The sequence below is a fragment of the Motilimonas cestriensis genome, from assembly GCF_021295315.1.
Lineage (GTDB): Bacteria > Pseudomonadota > Gammaproteobacteria > Enterobacterales > CBDFNC01 > Motilimonas > Motilimonas cestriensis.
Genome location: NZ_JAIMJA010000002.1, coordinates 275,911 through 295,242 on the forward strand (window position 1 = coordinate 275,911; position 19,332 = coordinate 295,242).

General features: G+C 44.9%; 16 protein-coding genes. 1 reads left to right on the forward strand and 15 read right to left on the reverse strand.

Annotation, left to right across the window (positions count from 1 at the left end):
* Window positions 1-2: 2 nt before the first annotated feature.
* The 6 genes from proV to ectB form a co-directional block, all read right to left on the reverse strand.
* A complete protein-coding gene (gene proV / locus K6Y31_RS03035) occupies window positions 3-1,190 on the reverse strand; it encodes a glycine betaine/L-proline ABC transporter ATP-binding protein ProV (protein ID WP_233051361.1) in 1,188 nt (395 codons plus the stop codon).
* Between the two features lie 271 nt (window positions 1,191-1,461).
* The gene (locus K6Y31_RS03040) at window positions 1,462-2,349 is read right to left on the reverse strand and encodes a tetratricopeptide repeat protein (RefSeq protein WP_233051362.1); all 888 of its coding nucleotides are present in this window, start codon (window positions 2,347-2,349) and stop codon (window positions 1,462-1,464) included.
* Window positions 2,334-3,767, reverse strand: coding sequence for an aspartate kinase (locus K6Y31_RS03045; RefSeq protein WP_233051363.1), 1,434 nt, complete (start codon window positions 3,765-3,767; stop codon window positions 2,334-2,336). Before K6Y31_RS03045 ends, K6Y31_RS03040 begins: the two co-directional genes overlap by 16 nt.
* Before the next feature lie 151 nt (window positions 3,768-3,918).
* Window positions 3,919-4,317, reverse strand: a complete 399-nt coding sequence (locus tag K6Y31_RS03050) for an ectoine synthase (RefSeq protein ID WP_233051364.1) — start codon at window positions 4,315-4,317, stop codon at window positions 3,919-3,921.
* Between the two features lie 12 nt (window positions 4,318-4,329).
* Window positions 4,330-4,566 (reverse strand): hypothetical protein, encoded by a 237-nt coding sequence (locus K6Y31_RS03055; RefSeq protein ID WP_233051365.1) that lies wholly within the window; start codon window positions 4,564-4,566, stop codon window positions 4,330-4,332.
* 12 nt (window positions 4,567-4,578) lie between these two features.
* Window positions 4,579-6,387, reverse strand: coding sequence for a diaminobutyrate--2-oxoglutarate transaminase (gene ectB, locus K6Y31_RS03060; protein WP_233051446.1), 1,809 nt, complete (start codon window positions 6,385-6,387; stop codon window positions 4,579-4,581).
* A 454-nt stretch (window positions 6,388-6,841) separates the two neighbouring features.
* On the opposite strand from ectB, the gene K6Y31_RS03065 reads away from it, so the two are divergent.
* Window positions 6,842-7,384, forward strand: a complete 543-nt coding sequence (locus K6Y31_RS03065) for a MarR family winged helix-turn-helix transcriptional regulator (RefSeq protein WP_233051366.1) — start codon at window positions 6,842-6,844, stop codon at window positions 7,382-7,384.
* A 57-nt stretch (window positions 7,385-7,441) separates the two neighbouring features.
* On the opposite strand, the gene K6Y31_RS03070 is transcribed toward K6Y31_RS03065, so the two are convergent.
* From K6Y31_RS03070 to K6Y31_RS03115, 9 genes are all read right to left on the reverse strand, one after another.
* The gene (locus tag K6Y31_RS03070) at window positions 7,442-9,025 is read right to left on the reverse strand and encodes a trypsin-like serine protease (protein ID WP_233051367.1); all 1,584 of its coding nucleotides are present in this window, start codon (window positions 9,023-9,025) and stop codon (window positions 7,442-7,444) included.
* 248 nt (window positions 9,026-9,273) lie between these two features.
* A complete protein-coding gene (locus tag K6Y31_RS03075) occupies window positions 9,274-10,290 on the reverse strand; it encodes a CobW family GTP-binding protein (protein ID WP_233051368.1) in 1,017 nt (338 codons plus the stop codon).
* A gap of 141 nt (window positions 10,291-10,431) precedes the next feature.
* Window positions 10,432-11,136: a purine-nucleoside phosphorylase gene (gene deoD, locus K6Y31_RS03080; RefSeq protein WP_233051369.1), complete on the reverse strand. Its 705-nt coding sequence runs from the start codon at window positions 11,134-11,136 to the stop codon at window positions 10,432-10,434.
* A gap of 60 nt (window positions 11,137-11,196) precedes the next feature.
* Window positions 11,197-11,967, reverse strand: a complete 771-nt coding sequence (gene deoC, locus K6Y31_RS03085) for a deoxyribose-phosphate aldolase (RefSeq protein WP_233051370.1) — start codon at window positions 11,965-11,967, stop codon at window positions 11,197-11,199.
* A 367-nt stretch (window positions 11,968-12,334) separates the two neighbouring features.
* Window positions 12,335-13,135 carry a TatD family hydrolase gene (locus K6Y31_RS03090; protein ID WP_233051371.1) on the reverse strand — a complete coding sequence of 267 codons (801 nt, stop codon included), beginning with the start codon at window positions 13,133-13,135 and terminating at the stop codon, window positions 12,335-12,337.
* A gap of 105 nt (window positions 13,136-13,240) precedes the next feature.
* Complete coding sequence (prfC, locus tag K6Y31_RS03095) at window positions 13,241-14,830, reverse strand: peptide chain release factor 3 (RefSeq protein WP_233051372.1); 1,590 nt, start codon at window positions 14,828-14,830, stop codon at window positions 13,241-13,243.
* 256 nt (window positions 14,831-15,086) lie between these two features.
* Window positions 15,087-15,734, reverse strand: a complete 648-nt coding sequence (locus K6Y31_RS03100) for a LexA family protein (RefSeq protein ID WP_015066602.1) — start codon at window positions 15,732-15,734, stop codon at window positions 15,087-15,089.
* Window positions 15,735-16,159: 425 nt separating this feature from the next.
* Window positions 16,160-17,644 carry a TrkH family potassium uptake protein gene (locus K6Y31_RS03105; protein WP_233051373.1) on the reverse strand — a complete coding sequence of 495 codons (1,485 nt, stop codon included), beginning with the start codon at window positions 17,642-17,644 and terminating at the stop codon, window positions 16,160-16,162.
* 323 nt (window positions 17,645-17,967) lie between these two features.
* Window positions 17,968-19,332: a TrkH family potassium uptake protein gene (locus K6Y31_RS03115; RefSeq protein ID WP_233051374.1), complete on the reverse strand. Its 1,365-nt coding sequence runs from the start codon at window positions 19,330-19,332 to the stop codon at window positions 17,968-17,970.

Here is a 19,332-nt window from a genome sequence, read left to right on the forward strand (position 1 = left end):
GACTATTCCCTATCCAAAGTTTGTAATAAACGGGACTTGGTGATGACCCCTAAGTAATTTTTATTTTCGTCAACCACAGGCACCGCGTAAGCAACACTGGCGACAGGGCCAATCAGTTCACCCACGGGTACTTCTGGGTCGAGACATAAGGTATCTTCTAAGATCGCACTCACCAGCGAGCGATGCTCTTTATAAGCCTGCTTCAGAGAATCAAGTGACACTATACCTAGATATTTATTGCTTTTATCAACCACCACACCGTAATCACGATCATGGTCAACCAAATGCTGAATGGCCGATGCTGGGCCGTCATATTCTGATTTGTTAAACACCGCTGCAGGTTTTTTACGCACAATGTCTTTTGCGGAAAATACCGTGGCGACATTCACGCCTCTAAAGAAGGAGCTAACATAGTCATTGGCGGGGTTATGTAATATGTCATCGGGGGTGCCTACTTGCACCACCTCGCCATTTTGCATAATGGCGATGCGATCACCAATGCGCATGGCTTCATCCAGATCGTGCGAGATAAATACTATGGTGCGTCTATCGTCATTTTGCAGGCGGATAAGTTCATCTTGCATTTCGGTGCGGATCAGCGGGTCTAACGCCGAGAAAGCTTCGTCCATTAGCAAAATGTCAGGGTCACAAGCCAATGCACGTGCAAGGCCGACTCGCTGCTTCATCCCGCCGGATAATTCATCTGGAAACGAGTCACAGTAGCTGTCTAGCCCTACTCGCTCTAACGCCGACATGGCTTGCTGATGTCGGGTTGGCAGATCAATCCCGGCTAGCTCTAAACCAAATGCGGTGTTTTCAATCACTGTCATGTGTGGCATTAGTGCAAAACTTTGAAACACCATAGAAATGTTATTTCGACGCACTTCTATAAGCTCTTCGGTCGAGATATGCGCGATATCTTTACCATTGAGCAATACACTGCCACGAGTTGGTTCGATGAGACGATTAAGTAAGCGCACTAAGGTGGACTTACCGGAGCCTGAAAGCCCCATAATGACAAAAATTTCGCCTTGGTTAATCGATAAAGATACGTCATGTACCCCTACCGTTAACCCTGTTTGTGCAAATATTTGGTCTTTATCTAAACCTTTATCGATCAGCGGAAACGCTTGATCGGGTTTATCGCCAAATACCTTGTACAGATTTTGCACTTCCAATATGGTCGACATTCATTATTCCTTGAACCATTTATTTAGGCAACTAAACAAATTACCACTAAGATCATTTCGTTTTCTAACTATTTATCAGTTTCGTTTTATCTGATGATATTTAGACTAACGGCAGCTAATACGCCACTTTTAGCCCTTTTAATCATCATAAAGCGGCTTTATTGATTAAACCGCTCTGTCACGGCTATCTTAGCAATTTTATTTTTATTCCCATAAAGCATAGTTAACAAAACAGAAAAATAGAATTATTAGTTAGCTCTCTATTGATACCTTATAGTCCATTGATGATTTCTTGTATGTCCTGCTTTTCCAATAAAGGCGTGAGGGCTGGGTCGTCATTTAGCCCTTCTCGGTAACTTTCTTGGCGACTAATTGCCTGAGACAAGTACTTGATCGCCTCATCAAATTGCTGCATTGCGGTATAAGCACAGGCCAATTGATAAAAGGCATGGCTATTTTCTTTGTCAATGATCAACGCTTGATGACATAAATTGGCGGCCCATTGCGGCTCATCAAGTTCTAGCACCGCATCCGCTTTGTAAGTAAGCGCTTCACAGTCGTTGGGGCGCAGTTTTAGCAGCTCGTCATATATGCGAATTTTGTTCGCCGAAGAAGACTCTTGCTGTGCCCGTAACCAGAGTGATTGGCTTTCTTGGGTTAGCTCTATCTCTTCTCGGTTTTCTTCAATGTGCAGGGTTTTTTGTTGTAGTTGCGCTTCTATGGTTTCAAGGCGTTTTTCATACTCATGGATCAGTTTAGTAATTTCCTCATCTGCCAAGGTATGCACGCGCTCTTTAATTTCACGAATTGACGACCAACCAACAATCACTAATACCGAGGTAGCTGCCGCGATCAAATAGAAAAAATAGGTGACAGTGTCGGTGGCATAAGCCACCGCGCGGTCAACGGACTTATGTTCACGATCCACAATTTGTTGGATCAGCTCATGTTTCGTTGCCGCTTGTTCAACCCTAAGCTGTTTGAGTTCATCAAGCACATAACGTTCAACAAAAGGGTTATAGAGAGGCGCATCAAGCGCCTCGACTACTTGCTGTGCCTGCGCTTCTTTTTCTTTGAGCGCTTGCTGCTCTGCTGGCGTGGCAGCAAACATCGGCCACGCGACAACTAACAGTAAACAGGCAATTAGGATGCGAGGCATATAGCTTGTCCGTGATTATGTACTTCAACCAAGGCCGCATGTAAGCTTTTCACCGCCTCATCATAGTCAGCTTCATTCACCACAAACTTCATGTCTACTTCGCGCTTAGACTGATGCATCGCTAATACACTGATATTACTGTTAGCAATCGCTTGTACTGTTTTAGCTAAGATGCCTGGAATTTGTAAATCACTACCAATCGCCGACACGATGGCAACACGTTGTTGATTCACATCTGCTTCTGGGAACAGCTTCTCAATCGCAGCGCGGATCCGCTTAACGGTTTTCAAGTTAGCTGAAAGATAGTGCGTGATAGTGTTAGCGTTCATATCTTTAGACACTACATGGCCTTTAAAGCGTTTGATGATTTCCATCACATCACGCTCATACTCAAATAGGTTGCCTGCCATGTCTTGATCAAATAGCTCAAGGGCATAAATACTTTTACAGCCTGCAATAATTTCAACGCAAGGTGATTCACTGATGTAGTCACCGGTGATCAAGGTACCAGCATGCTCTGGCTCAAAGGTATTTTTAACGCGCAGTGGAATATCGTTTTGGCGCAACCCTTTGGCGGCTTTAGGGTGAATCGCTTCCATCCCTAAGTTGGCTAGTTGGTCTGCTACGTCGTAATTAGTGCGCCCAATTGGCACGGCGTTTTCTTCACCAACCAATCGCGGATCAGCGCTGCTTAAGTGGAACTCTTTATGAATAACAGCTTCTTTTGCCTGCGTTAGCACAGCAATACGACTAAAGGTCATTTCGCTGTAACCACGATCAAAGGTCGACATTAAACCGGTTTCGCTGTGCGCATAACCCGTTACAATTGGCAGCTCGTTAGTTAAATCAATTTTGCTAAACGCTTGTTGAATGCGCATGTCCAGTGATACGTGCTCTTTCGCGCGCCAGCCGGTTAAATCAACAAAACGAGCATTAACACCATCGCGTTGTAGTAAGGTTGCCATGTTCCAAGCGCTGTGCGCTTCACCAATACTGGCAAGCATTTCGCGTACGGTGGTGAGGTGTGAGTCAAGTTCAAAATGACCATGGGTACAAAGGCTTTGTAAATCAAGCAAGCATTGCTTAGCATCGGTGAGCTTTTCAATAATAAAGCTATTGGCTTTTTCGAGTAACTCGCCTTCACCGAATAATTGTTGATTAATGCTAAGTAATTCTTGCTCTAAAAGCCCAAGTTTTTCACGCCAGCTTAGGTCTTCCATGCTGTTAGCAAACAGCGCAAACACGCCCGGTTGTCCGGTTTTTTTATATTCCAATAACTGGTCAGTAATGCCGCCATAAGCAGATACCACAAAAACACGTTTATATAAGCTGGGTTTACCCGGTTTTAAAATAATATTATTACGCACCGACTCGTAGTCGCTCATCGATGTGCCACCAATTTTTTCTACGGTATGCATCTTCTTTCCTATTTTTTTATGGATAAAGCTTCCATCACAATGGCGAAGGTGAATGGCTCACCTCACTAAGCTTTACAACAAACTAAGGTTGCTACCTTAGTTTGTTGTTTATGATGGAACGGAAGGGGTGCTAGAGGGGCTGATTGGGGAATTAAATTACTTCAGCCTCTAATTCATACGCACCCTCTGCGTTATGCACTTCTTTACCATTAAGAGGTGGATTAAACACACAAGCTAAGTGCATTTCTTCGCTGCAACGTAAAATATGCTTGTCGTGTTTATCTAGGATGTACAGTGTGCCTGGCCCGATGGCATGTTTTTGACCGTCTTCCAAGCTTTCAATTTCACCTGCACCTGAAATACAGTAAACCGATTCAAGATGATTTTGATAATGCATCTGGAAGTCAGCACCTTTATAAATAGTGGTGATATGGAAAGAAAAGCCCATGTTGTCTTGCTTAAGCAACATGCGCGTGCTTTCCCAATTACCATCAGGTGACACGATACGGCGGTTAGATTGATTAGCTTCTGTTAGATTACGAAGGATCATTATTAGTACTCTTTAATTTTCTGTTAGCATCACGGCCATTGGGTCGCTCGCGGTTAAAGTGGCAATATCGCGGGCTGATATTGCAATGCTATCGCCCGCTCTCACTTTCAGTCGTGTCGAACACGACATGACGCGAAGAAACCCTTGGCCACGAATACAAGTTAATTGGTATGAGCCCGGCTGACGGTGGTCAATGGGTAATAACTTCCTTTCACCAGGCTCAACTTGTATCGAATAGGGTTGTGTCATATTCAATCGGCCTTAAGAGGCTTCAAAATAAACCACAGATTCCGGAATATCGTCGGTCTTAGCGCATACTTCTTTGATCGCTGACTCAACAATATCTATCCCTTTCTTCAGGTTGTCATCACTGATAGTCAGTGGGCAGAAGAACTTAACAATGTGGTCGTCTGCACCACTGGTTTCAATAATTACACCTTTGGCAAAGGCAGCCTTGGTGATCTTGCCGGCAATCTCACCGTTTACACAGTTGATGCCTTGGAATAAACCGCGACCTTTAATATTGAAGTTACCGGTGCCGTATTTCTCAACAATGTCAGTTAATCGCTCTGTGATATAACGACCTTTACGCTTAACGTCGTTTGAGAACTTATTGTCAGACCAGTAGTGATCAATGGCTGATTTAGCAGCAACAAAGGCAAGGTTATTACCACGGAAGGTACCGTTGTGTTCACCCGGCTTCCATTGGTCAAGCTCTGGCTTCATTAACACCACAGCCAGTGGTAAACCGTAACCACCTAATGATTTAGACAAGGTAATAATATCTGGTTCAATACCCGCTTCTTCAAAGCTGAAGAAATCACCAGTACGACCACAACCCGCTTGAATATCATCAACGATTAACAAGATGCCATGTTTACGACACACAGTTTGCAGATTACGTAACCATTCAAGACTGGCGGTGTTAATCCCACCCTCACCTTGTACGGTTTCAACAATCACAGCCGCTGGCGAGTTAATACCACTACTTGAATCACTTAGCACTTTGTCTAGGTACTCAGTAGTGTCGATGTTGTCACCTAAGTAACCATCAAATGGCATTCTGTGTATACCACTTAGGCTCACACCCGCTGCGTTACGGTGATGAGAGTTACCTGTTGCAGCCAATGCACCAAGGCTCACGCCATGGAAACCATTGGTAAAGGTAACAATGTTTTGTTGGCCTGTTACATTACGTGCAATTTTCATTGCTGCTTCAACTGCGTTAGTACCAGTAGGGCCAGTAAACTGCATCACATATTCCATGCCACGCGGTTTTAAAATTTTATCGTTGAAGGTATGTAAGAATTCACCTTTCGCCTTCGTGTGCATATCTAGGCCGTGAGTAATACCATCATCTTTAATGTAGTCGAGTAAGGTTTGCTTAAACAGATCATTGTTATGACCGTAGTTTAGCGTGCCAGCACCGGCAAGAAAGTCTAAGTAACGGTTACCAAACTCATCCCACATAAACTCGCCTTTGGCGCGGTTAAAAATGCGTGGGAATGAACGCGCATAACTTTGCACTTCTGATTCCATATCAGCGAAAATTTGCATTGCTTCGCCGTTATGATTCACCGGCTGGTTATTAAATGGACCAATGCGAACCAACGATTCGGAAGGGTGCTCACCTTCAAAATGCTGCTCTTTTTTCAGCCATACTGAAGAGGTCATTTCAGCTGACAATTTGGTAGAAAACGCTTCAAACAATGCCCAAGACGCAAGATTGTCTTGAGTGATTGTGGTTTCAATGTAGTGCACACCTTTACAGTCGGTACGATCAAGAATGTGCTGTAGCATGTCTGATGCTAAGCCTTGACCTCTAACTGAAGTAGATACAGCAACTTGCCATATGAACAAGGTGTCAGGACGCTCTGGTACTAGATAACCAGAGATGAAGCCGACCAACTCATCATCAAGTTTTGCGGCTACTGAGGTACTTAAAAAGTGACCACATTGAAGAAAATTACAGTATCCAGAGTTTGTATCTAAAGGCGGACATGATGCAACTAGTCGAGAAACGGCCATGCCATCTTCTAAATCTGGCTGGGTTAACACTATATTTTGCATAGTAGACAAAACAACTCCTTATTAAGTATTTCAATCAAGTGAAGTTAAATAATCTTTATAGAAGTAAATAAATTTAGGCTTGTAAGCCTAGGAATAAATCCAAAAATTCAACTTAAATCTATAAAAATAACTTAGAACACGAAATATAGTACACTATACATTTATTTTTCTCTAGCCCCCCAACCGCCTCCAGCTCGACCATCCAGCATTGATTCCCCCCTCAAACAGGCCTTATTTTTCACCATCTTGGTGCAAGCCAAGCCAAGCGTGACTTGAGATAAAGGCGAATTTGCCAAAAGTGTAGAGAAGCTCAGAAATATTGCTAAAAAAATTTGTATTAATTTTTTAATTTCTGGTTTTTCACTTCAGCACCGCTAATTGCTGACAATTAATTTATTTAGACATATAAACAATTGGCGATATAATCGGGAAAATTTTTTGTTGAGAACGTATTTTGAATAGTATTGATGAAGTGTTGGTCGCATTGCGCCGTGTAATACGCGCTACAGATCTCCATTCTAAGCACCTAGCAAAAACCACCGGGCTAACAGCGCCGCAAATATTATTGCTGCAAACTATCCGCGATAAAGGCCAAGTCACGATTGGTGAAATCGCCAATGAGATGAGCCTAAGTCAAGCGACCGTGACCACGATCATAGACCGGCTAGAGAAGCGGAACTTGGTGTATCGCCAGCGATCACAAACCGATAAGCGTAAGGTTCATGCGCTGTTGACTGATGAAGCTGTGGAGGTGCTTAAAGGTGCACCAATCGCATTGCAAGATCATTTCGCACGCCAATTTAATGGCTTGGAGGAATGGGAGCAAACCATGATTATTTCATCACTGCAGCGCGTGGCACGCATGATGAATGCGCAAAACATTGATGCATCACCAGTGTTAGACTTGGGCATGCTCGATCGCAGCAGCACACCTTTTGAAAAGTTAGATACCGTTTACCCAGTGCAAAAGAGCAATACTGATAGCACTAACAAATAGCAACAAGCCGAGACAGGACCATCTCGGCTCAGAATTAAATAAAGCTATTTCAAACGATTACAGCTTAACCCACGCATTTTGCCATGCACTCCCCTTACCTGGCTCATAAGCTGAGCCACTGCACCATAAACCAAATGGCCAACCTTTACATTGGTAAGCAACACCATGGTTTAGCACTTTATCACCAGGACCGTATGAACTGCCCGCAACATATTTAGGCAAGTCAGATGGTGGTTGCGTTGGCGCGATGGTAGGTGTGACGGTCGGTAGTGGCGTTGGCTCTAAAGTAGGTGCAACGGTTGGCGCGGGTGTCGGCTCTGGCGTTGGCGAGGTGTCACAATTTGCCGTACCGATTTCTTGCCAGACACCCCAAGGACCAGCCTCAGATGGGTTATCACCTTGGGTCCACCACTTAGCTTGCCATTGTTTACCCGCCCAAATAACGGTTTCTTTTGCTTGATAAACACTGCCAGGTTTCCACTGCTCACTGCAGTTATCGGTTGGCGGTGGTGTTGGCGTAGTGGCATCTTTAACAACCGCCGTTACATTAGCTTGGTAAGCGGTGCTGTTTTTATCAATACCAAAGTTAAGGCTAACCTCTGCGCTACCTAGCGTTTGACCACCAAACTCCACCGCAACGGTACAATTCGCGTTAGGTTGCAATGTGTTGGCACTACAATTATCTCGTGTAATAACTGGTGTAGTGGCTACGCCCGATTTGGATACGTTTAAGCTATCAATGGTAAACTCTACATTGCCTGTGTTACTTAACTTAAAGCTATGGCTCTTGGTTTCGCCTAGATTAAAGGCTGTTAACGACTGATTCGCGATATAGCCCACAGCAACAAGATCGGCCTGGCCATTGCCAATAATGCCATCGACCCAAGGGCGTAATGCCGCGATGTCACTATAAACGCCGTATTTACCCGGGCGCGCACACCCAATACCCCAACTCACAATACCAAGCTGGGTTACTACACCGCCTTGGTTAACGACTATTGGACCACCGCTATCACCTTGGCAAGAATCTTTACCGCCTTGCGAATACCCCGCACAAAAAGCAACACTACCTACGTTTTGATAACTGCCACCCGCTTGTCGACATACGGCATCAGACACCAAAGGCACATCAACTTCTTGTAATACTGAGGGTGATAACCCACCTTCTTGAGTTCGACCCAAGCCCGCCACCGTTAGCAAATCACCTTCACGCACATATTGGCTTAATGTGCCTTGGGCAATCTGCACGGTTTGTGCGCTCGGCAGTTGGCGATCGAGTTTCAAAATAGCAATGTCGTTGGCCAAGGTAGCGCTATTGTATTGCGGGTGAATAAAAATTTGGCTGACATTAGCGCGCTGCCCATCAGCTGCGCCATAATGGTAACCGCCTACCTTAACGGCTACTTGGCTCGGAGAATCGCCAACGACACAGTGCGCCGCTGTTAAAACATAAGCATTACCTAGGTAACTTGCACCGCAGTAGGAACGATTGCCTTGGCTACTCACCAACTGCGTGTAAAATCCCCACTCGCCTTGATTAGCATTACCACCACCGACAATATTGGGTGTCACTACCTGATCAACAGCTTCAGCAGCCATCACTTGAATTGGCGCGAACAAAGCGGTAACCAACGTTGCCAATGCGGCTCTTTTAAACATCCGTGTGTTATTCAATTTATATCCCTCGCAAATAATTAATCACCTAAAAATCAAACTGAATAATAGTTAGCTAACACGGAGACAACAAGCAGGAAAAGTATGAGTTTTAACTATTAAACGCCCAGCCCGTTACAAAAACGTAAAAAATAATGCAACAATTACAAGGCTCTCGTTAATAAAGCAACGTTCTCAGTGACTACGTAATCCGAGAAAGAGAAGCAAACTGCGATTTACTTTGATGGCGACACAAGCAAGCACTGTTTAAGTTGGGTTAGCAATTCGAGCTCCTTTATCGGGGTATCAGAAATCAATTCTATGCGGCTATCATTGGCATGTTCAGCCTTAGACACAGTTATCTCCTGATTAACTTGATTGATAATCATAATACCTTGATTGGTTTGCATGACGCCTTTCAGTCTTATTACATTAAGCGAGGCTAATAGGGTTAACAGTTTTTCTTTATCAAAGCACTGTTGCTTGGCAAATACCCAGCCGCAACTGAAATATTCACTTTGCTGCGCGGTAAAATGGCTAACGCTCTCAGCCAATACTAAAGAAATGGCTGGGTTGATATTGGGTTCATTCGTCTGCGCTTTAAACAACTGAAAAATGGGGGCTTTAGGCGGCAAGTTTGCAAATTCCGTGAGCCATGCAAAGGGCAATTGGGCTTGACTTAACACGCGGATAGATCGCGGCTTTTTCGTTAGCTGTTCAGCAACATAAGTCTCCAAGGCGGCCAGCTCTTCACCTCGGTATAAATCAGCTTTATTCGCAATAATTAAATCCGCCACTGCCAATTGCTGCTTGAAAATATCGTGTTCACGATAGCGCGCTTGCTGTATTTGCCTTGCATCAACCAAAGTGATCACACCCTGCATGTTTAGCACGCCATTATATTGTGGCCCCGTTAAGGCTTTGAGCACTTGCTGCGGATGGCCTAAGCCTGTGGGCTCGATCAGTAATCGGTCTGGTTGTGCAGCTTTCAACAGTTTATTTAGCGCAACGCCCATCGGCACGCCAGCCGCGCAACACATGCAACCGCCGGGAACCTCTTGGATAACCACGCGTTTATCTGGCTCAGGCCCAACACTGAGCAGCGCCTGATCAATGCCAACCTCTCCGAATTCATTGACTAAAATAGCCCAAACTTCATGCGCTGGTTTTTGCGTCATTAAAAATTGAATGGCACTGCTTTTTCCGGCCCCCAAAAAGCCACTGATAATATGGGTTTTAACTTCTTTAATCATAAGGATTACGGCGCTGAAATTTTTCCTACACTAACAACTAAGTCATCGAAATAACAGATTCTTGCTATATGCTGGGGCGTTTAAAAAGATTAGAGCTAAAAAAAGCGCCTCTCGGCGCTTTTCTTAATAACAAGCACGAGATTAGAGAAGTGAATCCAACGTCATAATAATCATGTCGTTAAACGTAGTTTGACGTTCATCTGAAGTGGTTTGTTCGCCAGTGCGAATATGATCAGATACGGTCACCACGCATAAAGCATTAGCGCCATATTCTGCCGCAACGCCGTACAAGCCCGCCGCTTCCATTTCTACGCCAAGGATGCCCATTTTTTCCATGTAGTCGAACATCTCTGGATCAGGGGTGTAGAACAAATCGGCCGAGAACACATTACCTACTTGTACCGGGATCTCAGCTTGCTCAGCTGCCGTGACAACCTTGCGCAACAAATCGAAACTCGCAATTGCGGCAAAGTCATGATCTTTAAAGCGCATACGATTCACTTTCGAGTCGGTGCATGCGCCCATCGCGACAATCACATCGCGTACCTTTACTTTCTCGCTCACCGCGCCGCAGCTGCCAACACGGATCAGGTTTTTCACGCCGTATTCAGTGATTAATTCTTTGGCATAAATAGAACACGAAGGAATGCCCATGCCTGAGCCCATTACTGAAACTCGCTTACCTTTATACGTACCGGTAAAGCCGAGCATGTTACGCACATCGGTCACTTGCACTGGGTTGTCTAAAAATGTTTCTGCTATGTATTTAGCGCGCAGTGGATCGCCTGGAAATAATACGGTTTCTGCAAAGTCGCCCGCTTGCGCATTAATATGTGGAGTTGCCATCTTGTGTACCTTAAATAAGTGATGTCATGCAGGCTCAACGCCTGCCAGATAAAATTAAGCCTAGTAACCTGCGCCGCTTACATCGTGCTTCACGTCGAGCGTGGTTAATAGGTCAGCGAGTAAGCTCGATGCGCCAAAACGAAAATGCGCCGCACTGATCCAATCTTCACCTAAGATATCGCTGACTAGTTGTAAATATTGCGCCGCTTGCGCCGCGGTTTTTACGCCGCCCGCAGGTTTAAAACCAATATGAGTATTGGTATCGCGAATCACTTCTAGCATGATTTTGGCTGATTCTAAGGTGGCATTTTCGGCCACTTTACCGGTGCTGGTCTTGATAAAGTCAGCCCCTGCAGCAATGGCTATTTCACTGGCTTGTTTAATGAGCGCGGCGTCTTTAATTTCGCCTGTTTCTAAAATCACTTTTAGTAGCACCGAGTCGCCACAGGCTTGCTTACAAGCTTTAACTAACTCAAAGCCAATCTCTGTATCGCCAGCAATAAAAGCGCGATAAGGAAACACCACATCCACTTCATCGGCACCATAGGCCACTGCCGCTTTGGTTTCTGCCAAGGCAATGTCAATGTCGTTGTTGCCATGAGGGAAGTTAGTCACGGTGGCGATTTTTACTTGGCCAGCGCCAAGTTCATTTAAGGTTTTACGCGCGATAGGAATGAACCTTGGGTAGATACAAATAGCCGCCGTGGTGCCCACCGGGCTGTTGGCTTGATGGCAAAGTTTGATCACATCCGCGTCGGTATCATTATCGTTAAGGGTGGTAAGATCCATTAGTCCGAGCGCGGTGCGCGCGACTGCTTTAAGATCTGTCATGTCTCTTCTCCATTCATAAAATTTGCATATCGTATGCAGAAACTGACGGACTTGGTTCCTTGAAGACAGTTATCATCATCAAACTGTAAACGTAGCGATGCTGGTATAAAGCATGTTGTTGAATACGTTGTTAAATCCATTTAACCGATCATGATGCTTTAAATTATTTTGCGGCCATCTTGGCCTGCTAATTTAAACTCGTGTCAAAAGTATCAACTTAGTAATGATTATTTCAAAGTATAAATAACTCATCACTTGGCAATATTAAACACAAGATGCTTACAATAGCGCCAGTGGTGCAAGGGTACAAGCCCCTTATTAAGGCGATAATATAAGTTTTTTATAAAGGGTGCGCTTGGTCAAAGAGCTAGATTTTTCCCCTGCCAAACACGGCTTGGCTGTTTTGCCACAAGCCCTTTGCCAACTGCGCTGGTGGCTCATCTCGTAACTCGGCTAAGGCATTAAAAATGAAAGGTAAATTAAGCGGAGAATTGACATTGGTAGTTTGATTGGCGATAGGCATATCTGGGCCATCGGTTTCGAGCATCAAAGCTTCAAGGGGAAAACGTGCGACACTGGCGCGAGTTTTGGCCGCTCTTGGATAGGTGATAACGCCGCCGATCCCCAACTTAAAGCCTTTATCAATAAATGCCATGCCTTGCTCATAGCTGCCCGAAAAAGCATGTAGCACGCCGCCATAAGGAAAATGCTTAAGCTCAGCTAATAATGACGAAGCTGTTTTACGTTGGTGCAAAATTAGCGGCAATTTAGCCGTTTTTGCTATTTCAATTTGTTGGCGCAATACGTTTAATTGCAGCGCCATCGGCACATCCACCATGGCATCCAACCCCACCTCGCCAATCGCCAGTGGTTGATATTGTTCAGCTAACTGCTGTAACAATGCCATGTGCTCAGCTTGGTAATCGGCGAGAAAATACGGGTGTAAGCCTAAGGCAAAATCAAGCGCGGGATGAGACTGACACAAGGCAATTAAATCTTGCCAAGTGGCCGCTTTAACACCGGGTACTAAGATGCGCTTAACGGTTAATTGAGCGGCATCCATTAACAGTTGCTCGCGCACGCCATCAAACTCGGCAAAATCAAGGTGGCAGTGAGTGTCCATCATCGGGCTATTGAGGCTCACTATTTTTCCATACTCCAATGACACACCCCCTCCATTTCAGTCTCGTTTACCGATACAAAAACAGCGCCAATCGGCGCTGTTTTTAATGAATTAAGTCAGCGCAGCTAAATCACTGCGACTGGGCGACGATTAATGCTCGCGGGTCTTTCTAAAGTTCACATCAGGGTAGCGCTCAATCGCCAAGTTTAAGTTAACCATGGTCGGCGCAATATAAGTCAGATTATCACCACCATCTAGGGCTAAGTTATCGTAGGCTTTTTTCTCAAACTCAATCATCTTGCTGGTGTTATCACTTTCTACCCAGCGCGCCGTGGCAACGCTAATGCTTTCGTAGATGGCTTCCACCTTGTATTCCGATTTTAAGCGCGCCGTCACTACCTCAAACTGTAGTACACCGACCGCGCCTACGATCAAGTCGTTGTTGCGCAGTGGTCGAAATACTTGTACCGCGCCTTCTTCAGAAAGCTGTACTAGGCCTTTTAACAGTTGTTTTTGTTTCAGCGGATCTTTTAAACGAATGCGGCGGAACATTTCTGGCGCAAAGTTTGGAATACCGCTGAACTTCATGTCTTCACCTTGGGTAAAGGTGTCACCAATTTGGATAGTGCCGTGGTTGTGTAAACCAATGATGTCACCGGCATAGGCTTCTTCTGCAGCGCTGCGATCGCCCGCCATAAAGGTAACCGCATCAGAAATGGTGACATCTTTACCTAAACGCACATGGCGCATCTTCATGCTCTTTTCGTATTTGCCTGACACCACACGCATGAAAGCAATACGGTCACGGTGTTTAGGATCCATGTTGGCTTGAATTTTAAACACAAAACCAGAGAATTTCTCTTCCGTAGCGATCACATCACGGTCTTGCGTGGCACGCGGCATTGGCGCTGGCGCCCATTCCGTTAAGCCTTCAAGAATATGGTCAACACCAAAGTTACCTAGCGCGGTACCAAAATAAACCGGCGTTAATTCACCGGCTAAGAATAGCTCTTTATCAAATTCATGGGCCGCGCCCAATACCAATTCAATTTCTTCACGTACGCTTTCAGCTAATACGCTGCCAATCGCTTGCGTAACAGCATCGTTATCAATGCCTTTAATAATGCGCACTTCTTGGATGGTATGGCCTTGACCTGATTGGTATAAAATCACTTCATCGCGATGAATGTGGTACACACCTTTAAACTCTTTACCACAGCCAATCGGCCAAGTGACAGGTGCACACGCCATTTTGAGTTCTTCTTCAACTTCGTCAAGTAGCTCCATGGGATCGCGCGTATCACGGTCCATTTTGTTCATAAAGGTAACGATAGGCGTATCACGCAAACGCGTGACTTCCATTAATTTGCGGGTTCGGTCTTCGACACCTTTCGCCGCATCAATCACCATTAAACATGAATCCACCGCCGTTAACGTACGGTAAGTATCTTCCGAGAAGTCTTCGTGTCCTGGGGTGTCTAACAGATTAACCAAACAGTTATTAAACGGAAATTGCATCACCGAGGTCGTGACGGAGATACCACGCTCTTTTTCCATTTCCATCCAGTCAGACTTAGCATGTTGCGAGCTGCCCTTGCCTTTTACGCTACCGGCGGTTTGAATAGCACGCCCGTGTAATAATACCTTCTCAGTGATTGTTGTTTTACCCGCATCTGGGTGGGAGATGATAGCAAAGGTCCTTCGCTTATTGATTTCATTAAGAAAATCTTGGTTTGCCATGTATAAATTCTTTTAGTTTGTACACGGATTTGTACACACTTTTGGAAGTACTCTCTTTTCAGTTCTTCGCTAGTCAAATCCGTCGTGTTAATCGTAATTGGCCGCTATTTTCGCTGATCTTGACTTTATAAACAATCAATGGTTATCTAATCGGTTACCATTTACTCTCAGCGTGCGCCAATGCTCAGTTGTAGCTGTTTGCAATCGTTGCTTCTTCAGCTCATGAACAACTGTGGCTAAACCACAAATTCCTTCGCTACCAAAAATCGATGATAGCTTGTTTAACAACGCCTATAATTGAGCAGTTGCCGTTGATCGGTATTGCTGGATACTGTGGATTAAGAGGCTTCAAATATTTTTGCTCACCATCCAAGACTAATTGTTTAAAGGTTGCTTCTCTTGAATCGTCAAGCCGCGCTACAACCAATGAACCCGATGAGTAAGGAGCATCAGGATCTACAACTATAACAGCACCTTCTGGTATTGATTTTTTGCCGCTTGGATTTTCCATACTGTCGCCTTTCACGCGCAGTGCGAAACAACCTTCATGTGCTTTCCCAGTGACTTCACGCCACTCCTCTGCATCTTCAAAGGCAAATCCCTCCGCTATTTCAGTCCAATCCCCAGCCTGAACCCAATTAATAAGAGGAATACTCCCTTTAATGTCAGGCCCTACTTCTACATTACCGACCCCCAAGCCAATCTCGCCATCACCTGTGGCGAGCCAATGAGCATTCACGCGAAGCGCCTCCGCGATCTGCATGGTGTAACGAGACCTAGCCGATTTACCAGAGCAAATCTGGCTGATCGACTGCTGTTTGATACCAATGCGACGAGCCAACTCCGACTGAGTCACCCCAGTAAGCTGCAAGGCATGGTTTAGTCGTTCGGATAAAGTTTTCATAAGCCCGTACTCTACAAATAAAACTGTAGACTTTCAACAATTTTAACTGTTGATCTAACTAAAGCTTTACCCAAGATATCTCAAGATGCAGGATTCAGATCCCGGTCGTGTTTTCAACACTAGGCACGCTAATACAGGAATGTAGGCACCTTTTTAATAAGCGTAACAACGTAGTGGAAAGATGGCTGCGCTCCCATAGGGCAAGCTTTACAAGCGTTTATGTTGCGTGATTGATTTTGATAAGGGAAAAGCCATTACCTAAAATTAATGCCTTGCCTAAACGTGCGTAAAATTTTTCTGAAATCAATCCACTCCAGGTTGATTGGGTATAATGCAGCCCTCTTGAGCATTTGAACTTGGTTTAGCATGTCCTTCTGATAACTAGCCAGCATTGATACATGCAAATTCCGTCAGTGGAGCGTTTTCTAATATCGCCAAAAGGCACGTGAAAATATAATCAGTATCGGGAAAATTTCTAAACGGCCAAACAACATGGCAACACACATTAACCACTTTCCTTCCGGTTTTAGTGTGCCAAACCCTGAAGCTGTGTCACCGTATCCAATCCCCATATTGTTAATGCATGCCGCCACAGTACCAAACGCCGTGATAATATCATGCCCTATTGCCACCAATCCCCAGATGAAGACACAGGTGAAAAAGATATAAAGAAAAAACAACCCCCATACAGAGCTAATCACACGATCGGATACGCTCTGTCCGTTTACTTTCGTGGTTAATATGGCCTTCGGATGGATGAGATTGTTGATCTCTCGGCTGCTTTGTTTATAGAGCAAGAGAAAACGAACGGCTTTGATACCGCCACAGGTGGAGCCAAAACATCCACCAAAAAAACTCGCACCTAAAAGCAGCAATACAACATGATTCGGCCAACTTGGATAACCTCCTGCGCCCAACCCATTGTCTGTCATCACTGATACCGTTTGAAAAAAACCGTGAACCAGCGAGTCCTGTAAGCCAAAAGTCTGCGTTCGATACAATTCAAGACATGCAACCCCAACGATGCAAGAGAGGATAAAGATGAAAAAGCGAAATTCCGCATTCTTAAGAATGGGGCGCACACTCCTTCTTACCAACGCAACGTAATATAGGGCAAAGTTAATAGCCGCGAGAATAGAAAATACACCAGCAACCAGCTCAACCGACGCACTATTGTAGAAACCTAAGCTATCACCGTGAGTAGAAAAGCCGCCCAATGAGACGGTTGATAAGCTATGACAGATGGCATCAAACCAATTCATCCCCGCGGCTTTAAACGATAGCGCGCAAGCAAACGCAAGTGCGGAATACAAGCCCCATAGGTTTCGTGCTGTATCAGCAAGTCGAGGCGTCATTTTCTCCTCTTTCATCGGTCCAGGCATTTCAGATTGATAGAGCTTAGCACCACCAATGCCCAAAAATGGCAGAATCGCCACCGCTAATACAATGATTCCCAACCCGCCTAAAAAATTCAGCTGGGCTCGGTAAAACAAAATCGATTTAGGTAGTGTATCAATATTAGAAAAAACCGAAGCTCCGGTTGTAGTAATACCGGAGACGCCTTCAAACACCGCATCCGTCAATGTCATGTTCAAGCGGCTATCTAAGATGAAAGGCAGTGCGCTCATCGCCGAAAAGATTAACCAAAATAAACACGCCACCATAAAGCCGTCGCGCTTTTGTAGATATTTGTCTTCGCCCTTGGTTGATTTCCAGCCAACGATTCCAATGGAAAGTGAGAGTAAAAAAGTAAGAAGGAATGCCGTAATGTAACCATCGCGATTAAACAGCCCGACCATGATTGGAACCAGCATGGTAAAGCTGTAAATGATAATTAAGAAGCTACAAAGGTGAATAATCGTGGTGAAGCGAGAGCTTACTTTCACGCTATCTTTAATCTTAAACATCATTTATTAATTACTCCCTGCACTAGGGTCTGTTGATCTTTCGTGATTATTTTTGCAGCGAATTGTTGGGTATTTATGCAAGACGTTGTCGTAAGCAGCGCTTTTGTGGTGTAGCTGGCTACACGAAAAGGCGATAACGCAGTAGAAATACCCAACAAACGCTGCCCAAAGGGTTCGGCTAAAAGCGTTTTTCTCTTTGTTAAGCAGTATTTGCTTAGAATGCTAAGCGATACACTGCTCGCCGCGATAAAAACCTTAAAATTCAATAACAAAAATGCAACTGTAACGGCATAGAGTCTTATTGCCTGCTTAAGCGGGTAAAGCTCTTACCCTATCGACAGCTTCGTCTCAGCAAATCGCAATTTTCTCTGTCTTGGACTGGCTAAAAAATACACCACAGTCAGTGGGCCTAATCTCCCCATATACATCATAAAGATGATAATCAGTTCACCCGATGTGGAGAGTTGCCCTGTTAAGCCGCGAGACAACCCCACAGTACCTAATGCAGAAACCGCTTCAAACATAACGTCTATCATCGGGGCATTTTCCGTCAAGAGTAATGCAAAGATGGCTAGCCACGTCACCACAACCGAAATCATCGTCAGTGCAAGGGCTTTACTGATCGTGTCTTTTGCAATTTCACGCTTAAAAACATGAATTTGCTCATCACGACGTAAGTAAGCGTAAGTCGATAAAATCAACACCATAAAGGTCACGACTTTGATACCGCTTGCGGTACTTAACGAGCCACCACCAATGAACATCAGCACCAGAATAATCGCGGAGGTGGCATCTTCAAGTTGGTCAATAGCGAGCGTATTAAAGCCAGCGGTTCTTGGGGTCACCGCTTGAAACCACGAGGCCAGCCACTTACCCAGTTCGCTGAGTGGCGCTAATGTGTTGGGGTTTTCACGCTCTATTAGATAGATTGCTACCACAGCAACGGCATTGATAAGCACGGTTCCCGTTATCATCATGCGGCTATAAACTGTCAGCTTTGACCACCGACGGTTTCGCTTTAAATCCATCCAAACCGAAAAGCCTAACCCGCCAATGATAAATAGTCCTGTAATCGTCAGGTTGACGACGGGGTCATCCACATAAGGCATTAAGCTATCAGCACTTAAGGCAAACCCTGCATTATTAAACGCACTGATGGTATAGAAGAAACCGTGAAACAAGCTAGTTGCCCAGCCAAGTTCATCACTCCAATACCAAGCCAGTATGGTCATTCCAACCAATTCGACGGTCAGAGCAAACATCAGCACCGATTTAGCGGTCGCAACAAGCGTCGAGGAGTCGGTTTGATTAAATGCTTCTCTTGCTACGGTACGCTCTAAAAAGCCGATTTTCCCTCCCAAAGCAATCAAGGTCACAATGGCAAAGGTCATGAGGCCGAGGCCACCACACTGGATAAGTAAAGCGATGACAATTTGCCCAAATAAGGTGAACTGAGTGCCTGTATCAACCACCACTAGCCCTGTTACCGTTACGGCTGAGGTAGCCGTGAACAAACTCTGTATCCAAGTAATAGGCTCATGAACAGCAATAGGCAGTTTGAGTAATGCCGTACCCAGCAGGATGAGCAGTAAAAAGCTGCCACTTAAAATCAGCGGTGGCGCACCAACTATTTTTTTTCCTGACTTGGGTTTACGTTCTATCGGCGTGATAGAGGGATGCCACTGAACCAT